Origin of the sequence: Enterobacter cloacae complex sp. IR5403 (genome assembly GCF_049238705.1) — a bacterium.
GTDB lineage: Bacteria > Pseudomonadota > Gammaproteobacteria > Enterobacterales > Enterobacteriaceae > Enterobacter > Enterobacter hormaechei_C.
This window is the reverse complement of sequence record NZ_JBMKHP010000004.1, coordinates 76058-96649: the sequence shown is the minus strand read 5'-3', so window position 1 is coordinate 96649 and position 20592 is coordinate 76058. Positions and strand designations below refer to the sequence as shown.

The 20592-nt window shown below is 60.2% G+C and carries 19 protein-coding genes; 10 read left to right on the top strand and 9 right to left on the bottom strand.

Annotated elements, in window-relative coordinates; all coding sequences use genetic code 11:
• The first annotated feature begins 8 nt into the window (after positions 1 to 8).
• Positions 9 to 530 (top strand): fimbrial protein, encoded by a 522-nt coding sequence (locus ACOTW6_RS07615; RefSeq protein ID WP_213788952.1) that lies wholly within the window; start codon positions 9 to 11, stop codon positions 528 to 530.
• Positions 523 to 1242 carry a fimbria/pilus periplasmic chaperone gene (locus ACOTW6_RS07610; RefSeq protein ID WP_213788951.1) on the top strand — a complete coding sequence of 240 codons (720 nt, stop codon included), beginning with the start codon at positions 523 to 525 and terminating at the stop codon, positions 1240 to 1242. The genes ACOTW6_RS07615 and ACOTW6_RS07610 overlap by 8 nt, the downstream gene beginning before the upstream one ends.
• Positions 1243 to 1276: 34 nt before the next feature.
• Here the strand turns inward: ACOTW6_RS07610 and ACOTW6_RS07605 are convergent, their stop codons facing one another.
• Positions 1277 to 1879 (bottom strand): helix-turn-helix domain-containing protein, encoded by a 603-nt coding sequence (locus ACOTW6_RS07605; RefSeq protein WP_017382413.1) that lies wholly within the window; start codon positions 1877 to 1879, stop codon positions 1277 to 1279.
• Between the two features lie 42 nt (positions 1880 to 1921).
• Here ACOTW6_RS07605 and ACOTW6_RS07600 point away from each other — a divergent pair, with 42 nt between their 5' ends.
• A complete protein-coding gene (locus ACOTW6_RS07600) occupies positions 1922 to 2611 on the top strand; it encodes a B3/4 domain-containing protein (protein ID WP_213788950.1) in 690 nt (229 codons plus the stop codon).
• An 86-nt stretch (positions 2612 to 2697) separates the two neighbouring features.
• Here ACOTW6_RS07600 and lsrG read toward each other — a convergent pair whose 3' ends face one another.
• The 6 genes from lsrG to lsrA are packed head-to-tail and all read right to left on the bottom strand — an operon-like array spanning position 2698 to position 8383.
• On the bottom strand, positions 2698 to 2991 hold the full coding sequence (gene lsrG / locus ACOTW6_RS07595) for a (4S)-4-hydroxy-5-phosphonooxypentane-2,3-dione isomerase (RefSeq protein ID WP_047734751.1): 294 nt from the start codon (positions 2989 to 2991) through the stop codon (positions 2698 to 2700).
• A complete protein-coding gene (lsrF, locus tag ACOTW6_RS07590; RefSeq protein ID WP_213788949.1) occupies positions 2988 to 3875 on the bottom strand; it encodes a 3-hydroxy-5-phosphonooxypentane-2,4-dione thiolase in 888 nt (295 codons plus the stop codon). The genes lsrG and lsrF overlap by 4 nt, the downstream gene beginning before the upstream one ends.
• A gap of 11 nt (positions 3876 to 3886) precedes the next feature.
• Complete coding sequence (gene lsrB, locus ACOTW6_RS07585; protein WP_213788948.1) at positions 3887 to 4888, bottom strand: autoinducer 2 ABC transporter substrate-binding protein LsrB; 1002 nt, start codon at positions 4886 to 4888, stop codon at positions 3887 to 3889.
• Position 4889: 1 nt separating this feature from the next.
• Entirely contained in the window at positions 4890 to 5867 is a 978-nt protein-coding gene (lsrD, locus tag ACOTW6_RS07580; RefSeq protein WP_062933388.1) for an autoinducer 2 ABC transporter permease LsrD, read from the bottom strand.
• Complete coding sequence (lsrC, locus tag ACOTW6_RS07575; protein ID WP_062933389.1) at positions 5868 to 6899, bottom strand: autoinducer 2 ABC transporter permease LsrC; 1032 nt, start codon at positions 6897 to 6899, stop codon at positions 5868 to 5870.
• On the bottom strand, positions 6896 to 8383 hold the full coding sequence (gene lsrA, locus ACOTW6_RS07570) for an autoinducer 2 ABC transporter ATP-binding protein LsrA (RefSeq protein ID WP_062933390.1): 1488 nt from the start codon (positions 8381 to 8383) through the stop codon (positions 6896 to 6898). The genes lsrC and lsrA overlap by 4 nt, the downstream gene beginning before the upstream one ends.
• A gap of 215 nt (positions 8384 to 8598) precedes the next feature.
• Between lsrA and lsrR the strand changes: the two genes are divergently transcribed.
• The 3 genes from lsrR (at position 8599) to ACOTW6_RS07555 (ending at position 13398) form a co-directional block, all read left to right on the top strand.
• On the top strand, positions 8599 to 9570 hold the full coding sequence (gene lsrR / locus ACOTW6_RS07565; protein ID WP_015571933.1) for a transcriptional regulator LsrR: 972 nt from the start codon (positions 8599 to 8601) through the stop codon (positions 9568 to 9570).
• Positions 9571 to 9602: 32 nt separating this feature from the next.
• On the top strand, positions 9603 to 11198 hold the full coding sequence (gene lsrK, locus ACOTW6_RS07560) for an autoinducer-2 kinase (protein ID WP_213788947.1): 1596 nt from the start codon (positions 9603 to 9605) through the stop codon (positions 11196 to 11198).
• Between the two features lie 178 nt (positions 11199 to 11376).
• Complete coding sequence (locus tag ACOTW6_RS07555; protein ID WP_213788946.1) at positions 11377 to 13398, top strand: NADPH-dependent 2,4-dienoyl-CoA reductase; 2022 nt, start codon at positions 11377 to 11379, stop codon at positions 13396 to 13398.
• Between the two features lie 82 nt (positions 13399 to 13480).
• On the opposite strand, the gene rlmG is transcribed toward ACOTW6_RS07555, so the two are convergent.
• A complete protein-coding gene (rlmG, locus tag ACOTW6_RS07550) occupies positions 13481 to 14617 on the bottom strand; it encodes a 23S rRNA (guanine(1835)-N(2))-methyltransferase RlmG (protein ID WP_121478553.1) in 1137 nt (378 codons plus the stop codon).
• A gap of 83 nt (positions 14618 to 14700) precedes the next feature.
• Here rlmG and ACOTW6_RS07545 point away from each other — a divergent pair, with 83 nt between their 5' ends.
• The 4 genes from ACOTW6_RS07545 to sstT all read left to right on the top strand — a co-directional run bounded on the left by ACOTW6_RS07545 (position 14701) and on the right by sstT (position 19006).
• Complete coding sequence (locus ACOTW6_RS07545; protein ID WP_003862622.1) at positions 14701 to 15204, top strand: YgjP-like metallopeptidase domain-containing protein; 504 nt, start codon at positions 14701 to 14703, stop codon at positions 15202 to 15204.
• 70 nt (positions 15205 to 15274) lie between these two features.
• On the top strand, positions 15275 to 16273 hold the full coding sequence (locus tag ACOTW6_RS07540) for a Gfo/Idh/MocA family protein (RefSeq protein WP_003862623.1): 999 nt from the start codon (positions 15275 to 15277) through the stop codon (positions 16271 to 16273).
• Between the two features lie 251 nt (positions 16274 to 16524).
• The gene (locus tag ACOTW6_RS07535) at positions 16525 to 17490 is read left to right on the top strand and encodes a TerC family protein (RefSeq protein WP_421766239.1); all 966 of its coding nucleotides are present in this window, start codon (positions 16525 to 16527) and stop codon (positions 17488 to 17490) included.
• Positions 17491 to 17764: 274 nt separating this feature from the next.
• Complete coding sequence (gene sstT, locus ACOTW6_RS07530; protein WP_062933395.1) at positions 17765 to 19006, top strand: serine/threonine transporter SstT; 1242 nt, start codon at positions 17765 to 17767, stop codon at positions 19004 to 19006.
• 92 nt (positions 19007 to 19098) lie between these two features.
• On the opposite strand, the gene ACOTW6_RS07525 is transcribed toward sstT, so the two are convergent.
• Entirely contained in the window at positions 19099 to 20586 is a 1488-nt protein-coding gene (locus ACOTW6_RS07525) for a UxaA family hydrolase (protein WP_047051207.1), read from the bottom strand.
• Between the last annotated feature and the right edge of the window lie 6 nt (positions 20587 to 20592).

Below are 20592 nucleotides of genomic sequence, written 5' to 3'. Positions count from 1 at the left end.
GAGACAGAATGACGATCCTGAACAGGTTATTTATCTGCTGCGCGCTGCTGTTGTCAGGCAGGACGTTCGCCCATGACGGTACGGTCTATATTACCGGCGTGGTGAAAGGCAAAACCTGTATCGTCTCCCCCGGCTCGGAACAGCTGGTAGTGGAGATGCGTGATGTGGCGGCCCGCCAGCTGGCCGGGCAAAAAAACGAAACGCCTTATGAGCCGTTCACTATCAACCTTGAAGCCTGCGGCGCCGGGTTATCCGCCGTCAGCGCCCATTTTGAAGGTACGCCGGACGGTAACAATAGCGATCTGCTGGCCCTGACAGGCGGGCCGGACTATGCAACCGGCGTGGCTATCGGCCTCTATAATCCTGATAAATCGCTGATCGCCATGGGGGATGAAAGCCTGCCGTTCGCGCTAAGCAATGACCAGACCACCCTGGCGCTGCATTTTTACGCCCGCTACCTCGCCGTGACGAACGCCGTTACGCCGGGGGTGGCTAACGCTGCCGCCACCTTTGTGCTGACCTATGCGTGAGGCCAGCCTGCTGAAAAAAGCGAGGATAGCCCTGCTGACCGCCGCGTCTTTCTGCCTCTTGCCTGCTCAGGCCGGGGTGGTGATTGGCGGCACGCGGTTTGTTTATCCTCAGGCTCAGCGCGCTATCAGCGTCACCGTGCGCAATAAGTCCTCGCTGCCGTATCTGATTGGCACAAAAATTTATCGCGGCGGCCGATGGCCGGGGGCGCAGCAGCAGCCCCCCAAAGCGGCCACCGCGTGGTTTACCGCGACGCCGCCGCTTTTTGCGCTCCAGCCCGGACGTGAGAATAAGATCCGTCTGTTTCGCGCCGATGCGCCGCTTCCTGCCGATCGCGAAACGCTCTTCACGCTAAGCATTGCCTCCATTCCGGCCAGCCAGCGTCACAGCGATAACGTTCAGATGGCGGTACGTTCCAGCATGAAGCTTATCTATCGCCCGGAGGGGCTTCAGGGCGAACCGGCGCTGGCCTATCGTCAGCTACGCTGGCAGCTGACCGCCGACGGGCTGACGGTTGAAAACCCGTCGCCGTATTACGTCACGCTGTATCAGCTTTCCGTTAACGGAACGCGGGTGGATAACGCCGGCGTTGTCGCCCCCCTGAGCCAGCGACGAACGGACTGGTGTAAAGGGGCTGCCAGGTGCCAGCTCACCTGGCAGTCGCTGAGCGACGAGGGGCGGATATTGCCCTCGATCGCCCGCACGGTGAAATAATTGCTCGCGGAGGTATCCCGGCAGCGGATCGACACTAGCGGTGAAACTCCGCCACCGTCATGGTGAAGCGAAGCACGGTATCGCCTTCATTGGCATAGCCGTGCGCCGCTTCCGTTTTCGCCACCGCCGACGCGCCAGCATTAACCTGTGCCACCGTCTCGTCCACCGTCAGGGTTAATACGCCTTCGTTCACGTGCAGCAGCTCAAACGTTCCCGCCGGATGTCCCGGAGAGGTGAACGTCTCCCCCGGATGCATCTCCCACTGCCACAGCTCAATCATGTCCGGGCCTGCGGTGCCTGCCAGCAATCTGGCGTAACCGCCCTGTGCGCCCTGCCACAGAACCGGGATCGCCTCTTCCTGAATAATGTGTACCTGCGGCTCGCTGGAGACGTTAACGATGTCTGCCACCGAGACGCCAAGCGCGGCGGCCAGTTTGCACAGAATGGCAATGCTGGGGTTGGCAGCCCCTTTTTCGATCTCCACCAGCATGCCTTTGCTGACGCTGGCGCGGCGGGAAAGCTCGTCCAGCGACAGCTTTTTCTCTTTCCGCCAGCTGCGGATACGGTTCGCCACGGCCAGGCTTACCTGGGCAACATCGGCGCCCGCATCGGTCATTATATTGACTTTATCAGTCATTGGTCACTACCATGGTATAAAACAGTCAATACAGGATTATTTATGTCTCTTGTAACACCGTCAATAGATTCGCGACTTGTCGGGATCGCGCCCGGCTTTCGGGCGTTGAGCATTCAGGTTGAAGCCGCCCCGATTACCCAACCGGAGGTTGCGCCCGCCGTGCTGGCGCAGGCCTGCCAGCAGATGCTCAATGATGATGTACCCTGGGCAGAAAATCACCTCGCCGCCTGGGATGAGGTGTTTAAAGCCTTTGGTGCAAAACCCAAACGCACGCCCTGCTCGGCCTCGGCCCTGCGCAAGCGCGTGATGAGAGACGGTTCGCTGCCGCCGCTCGATCCGGTGGTGGATATCTATAATGCCATCAGCATCCGCTACGCTATTCCGGTGGGGGGAGAAAATCTGGCGGCTTACTCGGGTGCACCGCGCCTGACGCTGGCCGACGGCAGCGAGCCGTTTGATACCTTCAAAGAGGGTGAGTCGGTAGTCGAAAATCCGGAGCCTGGCGAAGTTATCTGGCGTGACGATCTCGGCGTCACCTGCCGCCGCTGGAACTGGCGACAGGGGATACGCACGCGCCTGGACAGCCAGGCGCAGTCCATGTGGTTTATTCTCGAAAGCCTGCCGTCGATGCCGCTGGCGGCATTACAGGAAGCTGGCGATGAGCTGGTGAGTAATCTGCAAAAGCTGATGCCGGGCGCGACGGCGCGTGTTCAGTTGCTGGAGCTGGCGTGAACAACGCCGGGTGGCGCTTCGCTTACCCGGCCTACAAATACTGCATATGCAGGCCCGGTAAGCATTAGCGCCACCGGGCAAAGCCGCTACTCCGGCAACAACCCGACAAAACTGCGTTTTTTGCGCGGCTCTGACATCAGCTCTTCAAGCTTATCCACGCACGCCAGATAGTGTGGCGTTTGCTTATGCGCCAGCACCGCCGCTTCGTCTTTATAAGCTTCATAGATAAAGAAGCGGGTTTTCACCCGCGGGTCCTGCAAGACATCAAAGCGCAGGTTGCCCGGCTCCTTGATCGCCCCCTCGTGGTTGGCGCGAAACACCTCCAGAAACTCGTCCACCCGCTCGGGCTTAATATTAATCTCCACCAGCGTCACGTTCATTTTGCTTCTCCCTGTTTCTCTTCCTGCCAGAACTGGAACGCCTCCCGGGCGCTCAGGTTCTCGTGAACCACTTTCTTCACCGCCTTCAGCATGGCGAGCGGCGCGCTGGACTGGAAGATATTCCGCCCCATGTCCACGCCGGACGCGCCCTGATCAATCGCGCGCCAGCACATCTCCAGCGCCTCGTGCTCCGGCAGCTTTTTGCCTCCGGCGATCACAATCGGCACCGGGCAGCTGGCGGTCACTTTTTCAAAGCCCTCGTCCACGTAATAGGTTTTGACGAACTGCGCCCCCATTTCGGCGGCGATGCGGCTGGCCAACGAGAAATAACGCGCGTCGCGCGCCATCTCTTTCCCCACGCCCGTCACCGCCAGCGTCGGCATGCCGTAGCGCGCTCCCGCGTCCACCAGCTTGATGATGTTGTTGATCGACTGATGTTCAAATTCGCTGCCGATATACACCTGCGCCGCCACCGCGCAGACGTTCAGGCGCAGGGCGTCCTCCATCGCCACCGCCACGCACTCGTTGGACAGCTCGCCCAGAATCGAGTTACCGCCGGAGGCGCGCAGCACCACCGGTTTGTTGGTCGCGGCTGGTACCTGGCTCCTGAGGATGCCGCGGGTACACATCAGCACGTCGGTCTCACCAAACAGCGGCGCGATGGAGAGATCGATACGCTCAAGACCGGTGGTCGGCCCCTGAAAGTAGCCGTGGTCAAAGGCCAGCATCACCGTGCGGTTGCTCTGCGGATTAAAGATGCGCGAAAGCCTCGACTGCATGCCCCAGTCCAGCGAGCCGCAGCCCTTCAGGGTGTACGGCACATTCTGCTGCGGCGTGCCGATGCCAAAATCCTTGCCGTCTTTGATGTCGTCTAAATCAGCCATTTGCTCCCCCGTCAGAAATCGTATTTGTTGATGTTCTCTTTAGTGAACACCACCCGCTCCGGCAGCAGCACGATGCCGTTGCCCTTCGCCTCATACTGGTAGCCCTGCACGCTGTTCGGCACGACCTTCAGCGTCCCGATATCTTTCACCTCGACGCTGTCGCCAGGGTTAAGATCGCCTTTTTTCAGTAAACGATCGGCGACATTGACCGCAATTTTGCCCTGTTGCACCACGTCCCACAGGCCGAAGGCTTTCACCGTGCCGCGCTCAACGTACGGACGCATCACGTTCGGCGTGCTGAAGCCGACAATCGCCACCCCTTCCCGCTTCAGGTTTTCCGCCGCCTGTGCCGCGGCTGGCAGGGCGTTGGCGTCCGGGGCGATGATCGCATCCAGATCCGGATAGGCTTTTAAGATCCCTTCGGCGGTTTGCAGAGATTTGGTGGCGTCGTTATAGCCAAACTGGGTGGTCACAATCTGCCACTGGGGATGGTCTTTCTCGATTTTGGCCTTCGCCTCTGTCACCCACTGGTTCTGGTCGGTAACGGTCGGGCTGGAGTAGAAGAACGCCACTTTCGCGTTCGGCTTGGTGACCTGCTTGCCCGCCATGTCCACCAGCAGGCCGCCGAGCTGTTCCGGCGTGCCCTGGTTGATATAGATGCTGCGGCACTCCGGTTTGGTGTCGGAGTCCCAGGTCAGGACCTTCACGCCGCGCTGCATCGCGCGCTTCAGCGCCGGGCAGAGACCGTCCGGCGACACGGCAGAGACGATGATGGCGTTATAGCCCTGGTTAACGAAGTTATTGATCAGCTGCACCTGGCCGGAGACGCTCGGCTCGGTCGGGCCGTCGTAGGTCACGTCCACGCCAAGATCTTTCCCCGCCTCTTTCGCGCCGTTGCCGCCGCTGGTGAAGAAGCCCACGCCCACCAGCTTCGGGATAAAGGCAATGCGGTCCGCCGCCTGCGCCGAAGCGAAGCTGAGAGCCATTGCCAGGACGAGCAGTTTTGTTTTCATCTTACGCTCCGGATAGTTTTCTGAAGAGAGAACGCACCCATTCGCGGTGCAGACTCAGCGAACGCCCCATCACCACCACAACCAGCAGCGCCCCTGACAGCGCGCTCGACACCTGGTTGGGGATGCCGACCATCTGTAAACCCTGTTGCAGGTACCCCACCAGCAACGCCGCCAGCGCCGTACCGACAACCGAACCTGAGCCGCCGTAGATATTGGCCCCGCCGAGCACGGCGGCGGTGAGCGCGGGCATCAGTAAATCGCGCCCCAGATCCGAGCGCGCGGAACCGAAATAGGAGACCATCACCAGCGCGGCAACCGCCGAGGCCACCCCCACCAGGCCGTACAGCGCATACGGCATGCCGTTGACCGACAGCGCCGCATAGCGCGCCGCGCGCGGGTTCTGGCCGATTAAAAACAGATGCCGACCAAAGCGCCCGCGGTGGGTAATCAGCCAGAAGAAAAACGTAATCACCGCGAACAGCACCAGCGGGATCGGCAGGCCCATCACCGTGAGGTTAGCGAAGGCGGTGAAGCTGTCCGGGAAGCCGCCGATCCCCTCATAGCCCGTCGCCCCCGCCATGCCGGAGAGCAGCAGCGCCCCGCCGCCGTAGAGGTAGAGCGTGCCGAGGGTAATGACCAGTGGGCTGATGCCGGTGTAGTGGATCAGCGCCGCATTCACCAGCCCGCACAGCAGGCCGAGCAGCAGCGTCAGAGGGATGGCAACCGCCATCGGCCACCCTGCCTGCATCATCACCCCCAGCGCGATGGCGCACAGGCCGATGGTTGAGCCGAGGGAAATATCGATCCCGCCGCTGATGATCACCAGCGTAAGCGGCAGCGCCACAATGCCGATGCAGATGAAATCGCTGGTGCTGAACAGCAGCATGTTGATGTCGAGCATGCGCGGGTTAATGGCGCCGAAGAGCAGGATCTCCAGCACCAGTAAAATCAGCAGCGCGCTTTCCCAGTTAAGCCTCATTTACGCCACCTCTTTTTTGCGTTCTGGAAACGGGGTAACGTGCTTTCCCCCTTTGTTACCCGGCTGGAAACGGCTGTATTTCAGCGCCCGCTGATGCCGTGAGAGCGCCTGACGCAGCCGCCCGTCGAGCACCAGCACACCCAGCAGCACCAGCCCGGCGATAAAGTCGTTCCACCACGCCGGAAGCCTGAACAGCACCAGCACGGTATCGATTTGCGTCAGGAAGAACGCGCCGAGGAAGGCGCCGACCAGCGTGCCGGTGCCGCCCAGCAGCGAGATGCCCCCCAGCACGCAGGCAGCGATGGCTTTCATCTCCAGCCCGCTGCCGGTCTGGTTGGGCACAAAGCCTATCTGCGCGGCAAAGACGATCCCGGCGCAGGCCGCCAGCATGCCGTTGAAGGTAAAGGCGATCATGCGGGTGCGGTTCACCGCCACGCCCAGCTGGCGCGCGGCGGCGAGGTTATCCCCCACGGCGTAAAAATCACGCCCGAACGCGGTGCGCGACAGCGTCCACGCGCCGGTGGCCGCGATAATCAACACCAGCATGCCGAGCGGCGAAATGCCGACGGCGGCAGGCTCAGAGAGGGATTTCAGCCCCGGCGGCAGCCCTTCAATCCACTTCCCGCCGGTCCAGAGCAGCATCGCCCCGCGATACAGCCCCAGCGTGCCGAGGGTGGCGACAATCGCCGGAATGCGCAGCCCCACCACCAGAAACCCATTGAACGCCCCCGCCAGCGCGCCGATCGACAGCGCGAAGAGAATGGAAACGGGCAGGCTGTAGCCGCTGTTCAGCGCCACGCCGACGGCAATGGCGGACAGCCCGACCGTGGAGCCGACGGAGACGTCAATATTGCGGGTCAGCATCACCAGCGCCGCGCCGATGGCCAGCAGGATCAGGATCTGCGAGCTGGCGAAGATCATCCCCAGCGTCTGCAAACTCAGGTACGACGGATTGAGCGCCACCAGCACGGCGAACAGCGCCAGAATGGCGAGAAACGCGCTCAGCTCGCGGTTTTTCAGTAAGATCTTCATGATTGCCCTCCAAACGCCAGCGCCATCATCCGGTCGAGGCTGACGGCCTGGCGCGGCAGCTCGCCACTGAGCACGCCCTGGTGCATCACCAGCACCCGATCCGCGAGGCCGGGAAACTCATCGAGATCGCTTGAGATCATCAGCACCGCCACGTTCTGCGCCGCCACGCTTTTCAGCAGCTGATAAATATCGGCGCGCGCCGAGACATCCACGCCGCGCGTCGGTTCATCGACGATCAGCAGCAGCGGGTTGGCCTCCAGACAGCGCGCCAGCAGCACCTTCTGCTGATTGCCGCCGGAGAGCGTGCGCACGGTTTGATCCGCATGATTGAGCTTGATCCCCAGTGCCCGGTGATAGCGTTCCACTACCGCGGACTCCCGCTTGCGCTGCTGCCAGAGAGACGGCTCGTTCAGCGCCACGGTGTTCCAGCGGATCGGCGCGTCGAGAAACAGGCCGGACACCTGCCTGTCTTCCGGCAGATAGACCAGCCCTTTTTGCAGGCGTGAACTGACCGGATCGGCGGTGATCTCCTGGCTCTCCAGCCACACCCGCCCGCCGCGTACCGGACGCAGACCGTAGAGCGTTTCGGCAAACTCGGTGCGCCCGGACCCCACCAGCCCGGCCAGACCGACGATCTCCCCGGCGTAAATCTCAAGGCTGAGATCGATAAAGCCCTCCCCGGTGAGCGCTTCCACGCGCAGCACGGGAAAATCCTGCGCCTGGGTGCGGCGGTTGCCCGGCAGCGCCAGCCACAGCTTTTGCGTATCGCTCAGGGATGTCTCCCGGCTTACCGGCGTCATGGCGGCGATCAGGGCGTTATCGTCAAATTGCGCGGTTTCGCCGCTGAGCACCACCGCGCCGTCGCGCATCACCGAGACGTGACTCGCCAGTTGCCGAATCTCCGGCAGCTTATGCGAGATAAAAACAATCCCGACGCCAAGATCCTGCAAGGCGCGGATCTGGCGGAACAGGCGCTCGGTTTCACCGGGCGTCAGCGAGGCCGTGGGTTCATCGAGGATCAGAATTCTGGCGTTGCGCATCAGCCCGCGCAGGATCTCCACCATCTGCTGGTCCGCCACCTCGAGGGTGCTGGCGGTGGCGTCGAGGTTAAGCTGGCATTGCAATTGCCGGAGTTTTTCCGCCAGACGTTTTTCCCGATCGCGCTCTCGCGGCAGACGAAACAGGATGTTTTCCCGCACCGTCAGGTTGGGAAACAGCAGCGGCTCCTGCGGCACCAGATAAATGCCTAACCTGTGCGCCTGCGCCGGGGTAAGCCGTGCAAAAGACTCACCCGCCACCGAAAGTTCACCGCTATCCGGTGTTTCCACCCCGGCGATGATCTTCATCAGCGTCGATTTTCCCGCGCCGTTACCGCCCATCAGCGCATGCACCTGCCCCGCAAGCAGCGTGAAATCAATGCCTTTTAAGACCGGTACGCCTGAAAACTGCTTGCTGATATCACGCGCGTCGAGAAGTGGTGTCATCATCGCTCCGCTATTGAACAAATGATTTTTAGATTTAATAATGTTCAAAAGCGTAGACGGTGAACTATATTTACAACCGTGCAGGGATCACAGTTTTATCGATTGAGATTCAGATAAAGCGGAAACGATCGAAAAGATCCGTTTTGTCGCGTGGCTCACATTTTCACGTCGCACCATCACGAACATATGATCTAAATTTTTATAAGAGTTCAATTATGAGCGATAAACGCACTGCGGAAGAAGGACGATTTGCCGGGCTGGCACTGGCGGAAGAGGAGCTGGTGGCGCGCGTGGCCTGGTGCTACTACCACGACGGGCTGACCCAGAACGACATCGGCGAACGGCTCGGGCTGCCGCGCCTGAAGATCTCCCGCCTGCTGGAGAAAGGCCGTCAGTCCGGGGTGATCCGCGTGCAGATCAACTCCCGCTACGAGGGCTGCCTGGCGCTGGAAACCGAGTTGCAACAACGATTTGGCCTGAAGCTGGTGCGCGTGATGCCCGCCCTGAATACGCCGCCGATGAACGTGCGGCTGGGCATTGGCGCGGCGCAGTCGCTGATGGGCGTACTGCAACCCGGCCAGCTGTTAGCGGTGGGCTTCGGTGAAACCACCATGAGCAGTCTGCAACACTTAAGCGGCTTTATCAGCTCGCAGCAGATCCGCCTGGTGACGCTCTCCGGCGGCGTCGGGCCGTATATGACCGGTATCGGCCAGCTGGATGCAGCCTGTAGCGTCAGCATGATCCCCGCCCCGCTTCGCGTGTCATCCGCTGAAGTCGCCGGGATCTTAAAGCGCGAAACCAGCGTGCGGGACGTGATCCTCGCCGCCACCGCGGCTGACGTGGCGGTGGTCGGGATTGGCTCGGTAAACCAGCGCCGCGACGCAACGATACTGCGCTCCGGCTATATCAGCGAAGGTGAACAGCTGATGTACGCCCGTAAAGGCGCGGTGGGCGACATTCTCGGCTATTTCCTCAATGCCGAAGGGGAATGCGTTGAGGAGCTGGAGATCCACAAAGAATTACTGGGCGTCACGCTCGATGAACTGGCACAGCTGCCCACCATCGTAGGCGTGGCCGGAGGGGAAGAGAAAGCCGATGCGATTTATGCCGCACTGAAGGGTCGCCGTATTAATGGCCTGGTGACGGAAGAGACGACAGCCCGCGCGGTGCTGGCTCTGGCCGGATAAGAGCAGCCCTGCGCCTGACACGAGGCAAGCTCATGAGTTACCTTTTAGCGTTAGATGCAGGGACAGGCAGCGTTCGCGCCGTGATTTTCGATTTACAGGGCAACCAGATTGCCGTTGGCCAGGCCGAGTGGAAGCACCTGAGCGTGGAGAACGTGCCAGGATCGATGGAGTTCGACCTCGACACCAACTGGCGGTTGGCCTGCCGGTGTATTCAGCAGGCGCTGGAGCGCGCGCGGCTCAGCGCGGCGGATATTCAGTCCGTCGCCTGCTGTTCGATGCGCGAAGGGATTGTGCTGTACGACCGCAATGGCGAGGCTATCTGGGCCTGCGCCAACGTCGACGCCCGCGCCAGCCGCGAGGTGGCCGAACTCAAAGAGATCCACGACTACCGGTTTGAATCCGAAGTGTATGACGTTTCCGGCCAGACGCTGGCCCTCAGCGCCATGCCGCGCCTGCTGTGGCTGGCGCATCATCGTCCGGATATTTATCGTAAAGCCGCCACCATCACCATGATCAGCGACTGGCTGGCGGCGAAGCTCTCCGGCGAGCTGGCGGTCGATCCGTCCAATGCGGGCACCACCGGCATGCTGGATCTCTTCTCCCGCGACTGGCGTCCGGCGCTTCTCGACATGGCCGGGCTGCGCGCCGATATCCTCTCCCCGGTGAAAGAGACCGGCACCGTGCTGGGGGCGATTACCAGACAGGCCGCGCAGCAGAGCGGCCTACGTGAAGGCACGCCGGTGGTGATGGGCGGCGGCGACGTGCAGCTGGGCTGTCTGGGGCTGGGCGTGGTGCGCGCCGGACAAACCGCGGTTCTCGGCGGCACCTTCTGGCAGCAGGTGGTGAATCTGCCGCAGGTGCGCACCGACCCTGAGATGAACATCCGCGTAAACCCGCACGTCATCCCCGGCATGGCGCAGGCGGAGTCGATCAGCTTCTTTACCGGGCTAACCATGCGCTGGTTCCGTGACGCCTTCTGCGCCGAAGAGAAGCTGATTGCCGAACGAATGGGAATGGACACCTACTCCCTGCTCGAAGAGATGGCGAGCCGCGTGCCCGCTGGCTCCCACGGCGTGATGCCGATCTTCTCCGACGCGATGCATTTTAAGCAGTGGTATCACGCCGCGCCGTCGTTTATTAACCTCTCCATCGACCCGGAAAAGTGCAACAAAGCGACGCTGTTCCGCGCGCTGGAAGAGAACGCGGCCATCGTCTCGGCCTGCAACCTGGCGCAGATTTCCCACTTCTCCGGCGTGACGTTTGAGAGCCTGGTGTTTGCGGGTGGCGGGGCCAAAGGCGCCCTGTGGAGCCAGATTTTAAGCGACGTTACCGGGCTGCCGGTGCGCGTGCCGGAAGTCAAAGAGGCAACGGCGCTGGGTTGCGCGATTGCGGCAGGTGCTGGCGCGGGGTTGTTTGCGGATATGGCTTCGACGGGCGAGCGGCTGGTGAAGTGGAGCCGCGAGTTCACGCCAGACCCTCAGCACCGCGAGCTGTACGACGGCATGATGCAAAAATGGCAAGCAGTGTACGCCGACCAGCTCGGGCTGGTGGACAGCGGGCTGACCACGTCGATGTGGCAGGCACCGGGGCTGGTGCGGGCATCCCCCTCACCCCGGCCCTCTCCCTAAGGGAGAGGGAGATTAAGTCCCCTCTCCCTGTGGGAGAGGGTTAGGGTGAGGGCATCAGGCCACACCAATATTTGAATCCCATCACATTCACTGCATTCCCCTTTTCCCTTTTACTCCCCGCTGGCTAAATTAGTAACTCATCCGACCACATAACAATAATTTTACACTGGAAGAGACTATGAGCCGCTACCCGTCGCTATTCGCCCCCCTCGATCTGGGGTTTACCACCCTTAAAAACCGCGTGTTGATGGGCTCGATGCACACCGGGCTGGAGGAGCGTCCGGACGGGGCTGAACGTCTGGCAGCCTTCTATGCCGAGCGCGCGCGCCACGGGGTGGCGCTGATTGTCACCGGCGGCGTAGCCCCTGCCCCTTCCGGCGTGACGATGGAGGGCGGCGCGGTGTTGAACGATGCGTCACAGCTGCCGCACCACCGCATTGTGACCGACGCGGTCCACAGCGAGGGCGGCAAAATCGCCCTGCAAATTCTGCATACCGGGCGCTACAGCTATCAGCCGAACCTGGTTGCCCCCTCGGCTATTCAGGCGCCGATTAACCGCTTTGCTCCCCATGCCCTCAGCCACGACGAGATCCTGGCGCTGATAGACGATTTTGCCCGCTGCGCGGCGCTGGCGCGGGAAGCGGGCTACGACGGGGTGGAGGTGATGGGCTCGGAAGGCTATCTGATCAACGAATTCCTCGCCGCCCGCACCAACCAGCGCGACGACGAATGGGGTGGCGACTATGCCCGCCGGATGCGTTTTGCCGTGGAGGTGGTGCGCGCGGTGCGTGAACGTGCGGGTACGGATTTTATTATCATCTTCCGCCTGTCGATGCTCGACCTGGTGGAAGGCGGCGGCACCTTCGACGAAACCGTGCAGCTGGCGCAGGCGATTGAAGCCGCTGGCGCCACCATCATCAACACCGGGATTGGCTGGCACGAAGCGCGCATCCCGACCATCGCCACGCCGGTGCCGCGCGCGGCGTTCAGCTGGGTAACGCGCAAGCTGAAAGGGAAAGTCTCCGTTCCGCTGGTGACCACCAACCGCATTAACGATCCGCAGGTGGCGGAGGATGTGATCTCCCGCGGCGATGCCGATATGGTATCGATGGCGCGTCCATTCCTCGCGGATGCCGAACTGCTCTCCAAAGCGCAAAGCGGCCGTGCGGATGAGATCAACACCTGCATCGGCTGTAACCAGGCGTGTCTGGATCAGATCTTCGTCGGCAAGGTCACCTCCTGCCTCGTTAACCCCCGCGCCTGCCATGAAACCAAAATGCCGATCGTTCCTGCGGTCAACAAGAAGCGTCTGGCCGTGGTGGGCGCAGGCCCGGCGGGACTGGCGTTCGCGGTCAATGCCGCCTCGCGCGGGCACAGCGTAACGCTGTTTGATGCGCTGGCGGAGATCGGCGGGCAGTTTACTATCGCCAGACAGATCCCCGGCAAAGAGGAGTTCTATGAAACGCTGCGCTATTACCGCCGGATGATCGAGGTGACGGGCGTCGAGCTACGGCTCAACCATTTTGTCAGCGCGGCGGATCTGATCGGTTTCGACGAGGTGATCCTCGCGAGTGGGATCGCCCCGCGCACGCCTGCGATCGAAGGCATCGATCATCCGAAGGTATTGAGCTATCTGGATGTATTAAGGGACAAAGCGCCGGTTGGCGAGAAGGTGGCAATCATCGGCTGCGGCGGGATCGGTTTTGATACCGCGATGTATTTAAGCCAGCCGGGCGAAGCCACCAGCCAGAACATCGCTGAGTTCTGCGTGGAATGGGGCATTGATACCAGCCTCAGTCAGTCCGGCGGCTTACGCCCGGAAGGTCCGCAGCTGCCGAAAAGCCCGCGTCAGATTGTGATGCTCCAGCGTAAAGCCAGCAAGCCAGGTGAAGGGCTGGGGAAAACCACAGGCTGGATCCACCGCGCCACCCTGCTCTCGCGCGGGGTGAAGATGATCCCGGGGGTGAGCTACCAGAAGATCGACGACGACGGGCTGCACGTGTTGATCGGCGGCGAACCGCAGCTGCTGCGCGTGGATCATGTGATTTTGTGTGCCGGCCAGGAGCCGAAGCGCGATCTGGCGGATCCGCTGCGCGAGGCGGGGAAAACGGTGCATTTGATTGGCGGGTGCGATGTGGCGATGGAGCTGGATGCGCGGCGGGCAATTGCGCAGGGGACAACATTGGCATTAGCGATTTGATTTCTTGCCCGGTGGCGCTGCGCTTACCGGGCCTACAAAACCGTAGGCCTGTGCAAGCGAAGCGCCGCCAGGCAAAGCGATCTTACCGACGACGTCCCAGCTTCACCGATTTCAGCACCACGAATTTGTTATTGGTGGCAATGGTGACGCAGTTGCCGAAAATCTTCTTCAGCTTGTGGAAGTAGTCCAGGTGGCGGTTGGCCACGATATACAGCTCGCCGTTGATTTTCAGGCAGCGGCGCGCGTGGTGGAACATCTCCCACGCGACGTTATCCGTCAGGGCGTGCTTCTGGTGGAACGGCGGGTTACAGAATACTGCGTTGAAGCGGAAAGGCTCCACGCCGGACAGCGCGTTATTAATCATAAATTCGCAGCGATCCAGCGCTTCAGGCAGGTTGGTTTCCACGTTCAGACGGCTGGACGCCACCGCCATCGGTGACTCGTCGCTGAATACCACGCTAGCCTCCGGGTTCTTCGCCAGCAGCGTCAGGCCAATCACGCCGTTACCGCAGCCGAGATCAACGATTTCCCCTTCCAGGTTTTCCGGCAGATGTTCCATAAAGAAACGCGCGCCGATATCCAGACCGGTGCGGGAGAAGACGTTCGCGTGGTTGTGGATGGTCCAGTCGGTACCTTCCAGTTTCCAGCTCAGCGTCTCCGGCGCGTCGGCCAGCGCCGGTGCGCTGAAAGTACAGTTGATCAGGCGCGCTTTCTTCCAGGCAAGCGTCGTGGTGGTCGGGCCGAGCACTTTCTCGAACAATTCCAGCGTCGAGGTGTGAATATCGCGCGCTTTGGCACCCGCGATAATACGCGTATCCGGCGTCACGACCTTACGCAGCGCGCGCAGCTGCTGCTCCAGCAGCGCCATGGTTTTGGGCACTTTAATCAGCACCACGCCCGGCGCCTGCGGGTAGTCCGCGGTGCTGTCGAGGAACTTCACGCTCGATTCTTCGATATCGTTGTGACGCAGGTTTTCACGCGTCGCCAGCTCGCTTAAGTAAGAATCGCCGATACTGTAAGGCGCATGTTCCGCCAGCGCGCAGGCCAGCGCGCCAAACGCGTCATTCAGGATCAGAACCGGGCCGCGGATTTCAGTCTCATCCAACTGTTGCAGCAGATATTCATCCGCCGCTTCCCACGCCTGAAGCGGGTTAACGTCGTCCGTTTCCGGGAAGCGTTTAAGGTTGAGTGAACGGAAACCGTTGTCTAAGTGGCTCATCGGCCCTCCTGAATGGTAAAATTTGGCGTATCCCTGAAAAGGGTGCGTGAGTATACCCGTTTTATTGTCGATTTGGGGCGTTGATGAACCAACTTACTTATCTCCAGGGCTATCCGGAGCATTTACTTTCCCAGGTTCGTGACCTGATTGCCGCAGGAAAGCTCGGCGCGGTGCTGGAAAAACGCTACCCGGGCACGCATGATTTCGCGACTGACAAAGCCCTCTGGCAGTATACGCAGGATCTGAAAAACCAGTATCTTAAGAGCGCCCCTCCGATCAACAAGGTGATGTACGACAATAAGATCCACGTGCTGAAAAACGCGCTCGGCCTGCATACCGCCATCTCCCGCGTACAGGGCGGCAAGCTGAAGGCCAAAGCGGAGATCCGCGTCGCGACCGTCTTTCGCAATGCGCCGGAAGCCTTTCTGCGGATGATCGTGGTGCACGAGCTGGCGCACCTGAAAGAGAAAGAGCACGACAAAGCGTTCTACTCCCTGTGCTGCCATATGGAGCCGCAGTACCACCAGCTGGAGTTTGATACCCGTTTGTGGCTGACGCATTTATCGTTAAAGAGTAATGCGCAGTAGCGCACGCGAAATGTCATGATGACGTGCTACAGTGGCTTTAGGTTCCCTGCTACGGAGTACGTAAACGTTTATGATACGTTTCGCAGTCATCGGTACGAACTGGATCACGCGCCAGTTCGTCGACGCCGCCCACGAAACCGGCAAATATAAGCTCACCGCAGTCTATTCCCGCAGCCTTGAGCAGGCGCAGAGTTTTGCGAATGACTACCTGGTTGAACATCTGTTCACCTCGCTCGATGAGATGGCGCAAAGCGACGCCATTGACGCGGTCTATATCGCCAGCCCGAATTCTCTGCACTTCCCGCAAACAAAGCTGTTCCTCAGCCACAAAAAGCATGTGATCTGCGAGAAGCCGCTCGCCTCGAATATTGAGGAAGTGGAAGCCGCCATTGCGCTTGCCCGCGAAAACCAGGTGGTGCTGTTTGAAGCGTTCAAAACCGCCAGCCTGCCGAACTTCCTGCTGTTGCAGCAGTCGCTGCCGAAAATTGGCAAAGTGCGTAAAGCCTTTATCAACTACTGCCAGTATTCCTCGCGCTACCAGCGCTATCTGGACGGCGAAAACCCGAACACCTTTAACCCGGCCTTCTCGAATGGCTCGATTATGGATATCGGTTTTTACTGCCTGGCCTCTGCGGTCGCCCTGTGGGGTGAACCGCACGGCGTAACGGCCACCGCCAGCCTGCTGGAGAGCGGCGTGGATGCACACGGCGTTGTGGTGCTGGACTACGGTGATTTTAGCGTGACGTTGCAGCACTCGAAGGTCAGTGACTCCGTACTGCCAAGCGAAATTCAGGGCGAAGACGGCTCGCTGGTGATCGAAAAAATCTCCGAATGCCAGAAGCTAAGCATCGTTCCCCGCGGCGGCAAAGCGCAGGAGCTGACGCAGCCTCAGCATATTAACACTATGCTCTATGAGGCAGAGGTCTTCGCCCGTCTGGTAGAAGACAACGAAGTGAACCACCCGGGGCTGGCAATCAGCCGCACCACGGCGAAGCTGCAAACGGAGATCCGCCGACAGACTGGTGTGATCTTCCCCGCAGACGGCGTGAATGTGGAAGCCGTCGCGTAAAGCTGTGTAATGAAATCGTGCAGACCATTGACGAAACCGATGGTCTGACATAATTTGTTACCTGCAAAGGGGAGTAACTTCTTCGCCGGTGGATCGTCATTACGATGCGTGCAAAACCGCATCCGGTCGCCGGGCAACCTTCGTGGTTGTAAGTGAGACCTTGCCGGAAGGCGAGGTCTATGCATAAAAAGCTAACGGCTATCGTCTTCTGACCATAGCCGTTTTTGTTTTTTATGTGTAAGGAAAATAGTATGCATTCTGTCGGCACTCCAATGCTGTGGGGCGGATTCGCGGTTGTCGTGCTCATCATGCTGGCAATCGACCTCTTTTTGCAGGGCCGTCGCGGCGAGCACGGCATGAGCGTCAAGCAAGCCGCCGTCTGGTCGCTGGTATGGGTTACCCTCTCACTCCTCTTCTGCGCCGCCTTCTGGTGGTATCTGGCCTCAACCGAAGGCCGCGCGGTGGCCGATCCTCAGGCACTCGCCTTCCTCACCGGCTATCTGATTGAAAAAGCGCTGGCGGTTGATAACGTCTTCGTCTGGCTGATGCTGTTCAGCTACTTCGCCGTGCCTGCGGCTCTGCAACGCCGCGTGCTGGTGTACGGCGTGCTGGGCGCTATTGTCCTGCGTACCATCATGATCTTCGCCGGTAGCTGGCTGATTACCCAGTTCGAATGGCTGCTGTATGTGTTTGGCGCGTTCCTGCTGTTCACCGGGGTAAAAATGGCGCTGGCGAAAGAAGACGATACCGGTATCGGTGATAAGCCGCTGGTGAAGTGGATCCGGGGTCATCTGCGCATGACGGACAAGATCGAGAGCGAGCATTTCTTCGTGCGTAAGAACGGCCTGCTGTTCGCCACCCCGCTGCTGCTGGTGCTGATTCTGGTCGAACTGAGCGACGTGATTTTCGCGGTGGACAGTATCCCGGCTATCTTCGCGGTCACTACCGACCCGTTCATCGTGCTGACCTCTAACCTGTTCGCCATCCTCGGCCTGCGTGCGATGTACTTCCTGCTGGCGGGCGCGGCAGAGCGCTTCTCAATGCTGAAGTACGGCCTGTCGGTGATTCTGGTGTTTATCGGTATCAAGATGCTGATCGTCGATTTCTACCATATCCCGATCGCCATTTCGCTCGGCGTGGTGTTTGGCATTCTGCTGGTGACGCTGATTATCAATACCTGGGTTAACCGCCAGCACGATAAGAAGCAGCTGGCTTAGTGCAACGTTCGGTGCGGGCTGATGCCCTCACCCCAACCCTCTCCCACAGGGAGAGGGGGAAATGCAATGCAGGCCGGGTAAGCGCAGCGCCACCCGGCACTTTCGTTAACCAATAGTTAAAAAACATGACGCAACACGTAAAATCCAGCATTTTACGCTTCCCTCCTTTCACGCATTCCCTATACTCGACCAGGCAAACATTTACTTACATCCGGAAATAAATGTGACTTAGAGCACATCCAGGATGGAACGCAATTTCACTCAGGAATAACGTATGAGCACACAATCACGCGGTCTGTTCGCGCGCCTGGCGCAGGGCAGCCTTGTAAAACAAATTCTGGTCGGGTTGGTACTGGGTATTCTGCTGGCTATGGTGTCAAAACCTGCCGCGGAAGCGACGGGGCTGCTCGGCACCCTTTTCGTTGGCGCACTGAAGGCCGTCGCCCCGGTACTGGTGCTGATGCTGGTGATGGCGTCGATTGCCAACCACCAGCACGGACAAAAAACCAACATTCGCCCTATTCTGTTCCTGTATCTGCTGGGAACCTTCTCTGCTGCCTTAACGGCCGTGGTGTTTAGCTTCCTGTTCCCGTCCACGCTGCACCTGACCAGCGCGGCCGGTGATATCACCCCGCCGTCCGGGATTGTGGAAGTGCTTCGCGGTCTGCTGATGAGCATGGTCTCTAACCCTGTCACCGCGCTGATGAACGGAAACTACATCGGCATCCTGGTCTGGGCGATTGGTCTGGGCTTCGCGCTGCGTCACGGCAACGAGACCACGAAAAACCTGGTCAACGATTTGTCCAACGCCGTGACCTTCATGGTGAAGCTGGTGATTCGCTTTGCACCAGTCGGTATTTTCGGCCTGGTTTCTTCGACGCTGGCCACCACCGGTTTCGACGCACTGTGGGGCTACGCGCAGCTGCTGGTCGTGCTGGTCGGCTGTATGCTGCTGGTGGCGCTGGTGATCAACCCGCTGCTGGTGTTCTGGCAGATCCGCCGCAACCCGTATCCGCTGGTGCTGACCTGCCTGCGTGAAAGCGGCGTGTATGCCTTCTTCACCCGCAGCTCGGCGGCAAACATTCCGGTCAACATGGCGCTGGCGGAGAAGCTGAATCTGGATCGCGATACCTATTCGGTGTCGATTCCTCTGGGTGCAACCGTGAACATGGCAGGTGCGGCGATCACCATCACCGTGCTGACGCTGGCGGCGGTGCATACGCTGGGTATTCCGGTGGATCTGCCAACCGCGCTGCTGCTGAGCGTCGTTGCATCACTGTGTGCCTGTGGCGCATCCGGCGTGGCGGGCGGCTCGCTGCTGCTGATCCCGCTGGCCTGTAACATGTTCGGTATCCCGAACGAGATTGCCATGCAGGTTGTCGCGGTCGGCTTCATTATCGGCGTATTGCAGGATTCCTGCGAAACCGCGCTGAACTCCTCTACCGACGTGCTGTTTACCGCAGCGGCCTGTCAGGCGGAAGACGCACGTTTAGCAAAGAACGCCCTGCGAGGTTAACAGCAAAACGGCAACCCTGAGGTTGCCGTTTTTAGTGTTTGCACCCTCTCCCTGTGGGAGAGGGCCGGGGTGAGGGCACCAGACCGCACCGATTACAGCGTCACCCCACTCTTAAAGATCGCCAGCTCGCGGAAGTCGTTCTTCTCGTTGCAGGTCTGCCTGCCGCTGGCAAATTCCACAATCGTGTCCACGAATTCGCTCAGCAGCTGCGGCATCGCTTTGCCGTGGATCAGCTGGCCGGCATCAAAGTCGATCCAGTGTTTTTTCTTCGCCGCCAGCTCGCTGTTAGTGGCGATTTTCACCGTTGGCACAAATCCGCCGTACGGCGTGCCGCGCCCGGTACTGAACAGCACCATGTGACAGCCCGCGCCCGCCAGCGCGCTGGTGGCGACCGCATCATTGCCCGGTGCGCTCAGCAGGTTCAGACCGTGCGTTTTCAGCCGTTCACCGTAGCGCAGCACGTCCACCACCTGGCTGGCGCCCGCTTTCTGGGTGCAGCCCAGGGATTTCTCTTCCAGCGTGGTGATCCCGCCCGCCTTGTTGCCCGGCGACGGGTTCTCGTAAATCGGCTGGTTATGGGCGATAAAGTACTGTTTGAAGTCGTTGACCATGGTGACGGTCTTCTCAAACGTCTCTTCGTCGCGGCAGTGGCTCATCAGAATGCGCTCTGCGCCGAACATCTCCGGCACTTCGGTCAGCACCGTCGTGCCGCCGTTGGCAATCACGTAATCTGAGAAGCGGCCCAGCATCGGGTTAGCGGTAATGCCGGAAAGCCCGTCAGATCCGCCGCACTCCAGACCAAACTTCAGTTCGCTCAACTTGCCCGGCTCGCGCTTGTCGTGACGCATCACCTCATACAGCTGGTGTAGCTGTTCAACGCCCGCTTCCACTTCGTCGTCCTGGTGCTGACACACCATAAAGTGCACGCGCTCAGGATCGAACTCGCCCAGCGTGTCGCGGAAGGCGTCGACCTGATTGTTTTCACAGCCGAGGCCAATCACCAGCACCGCCCCCGCGTTCGGGTGGCGCACCATATTTTGCAGCATGGTGCGGGTATTGATGTGGTCGTCGCCCAGCTGGGAACAACCGTAGGTGTGGCTGAACAGATGCACGCCGTCGGTGCCTTCAGCATTGTTGGTCTCTTTCAGGAAACGCGTCTGAATTTGACGCGCGATCCCGTTCACGCAGCCGACGGTCGGGAGGATCCACAGTTCATTGCGGATCCCCACCTCCCCGCTGGCGCGGCGGTAGATCTGCACCTCACGATCGGCCGCCTGTCCTTCTTCCGGCTGGAAGTCAGGTTGATAGCTGTACTCGTCCAGATCGCTGAGATTGGTGCGGGTATTGTGGGAATGAATGTATTCACCCGGCGCAATATCCGCCAGCGCATGACCGATGGGCAAACCGTACTTCACCACGTTCTCCCCTTTCGCGATGGGGATCAGGGCAAACTTATGTCCACGTCCAATGGCCTGGCGTAACGTCACCGACTGGTTGTCGAAGGTCACTTCCGTCCCTTCGGCTAAATCGGCCAGCGCGACGGCAACGTTATCCAGCGAATGGATTTTGATGTATTGCATATCAAC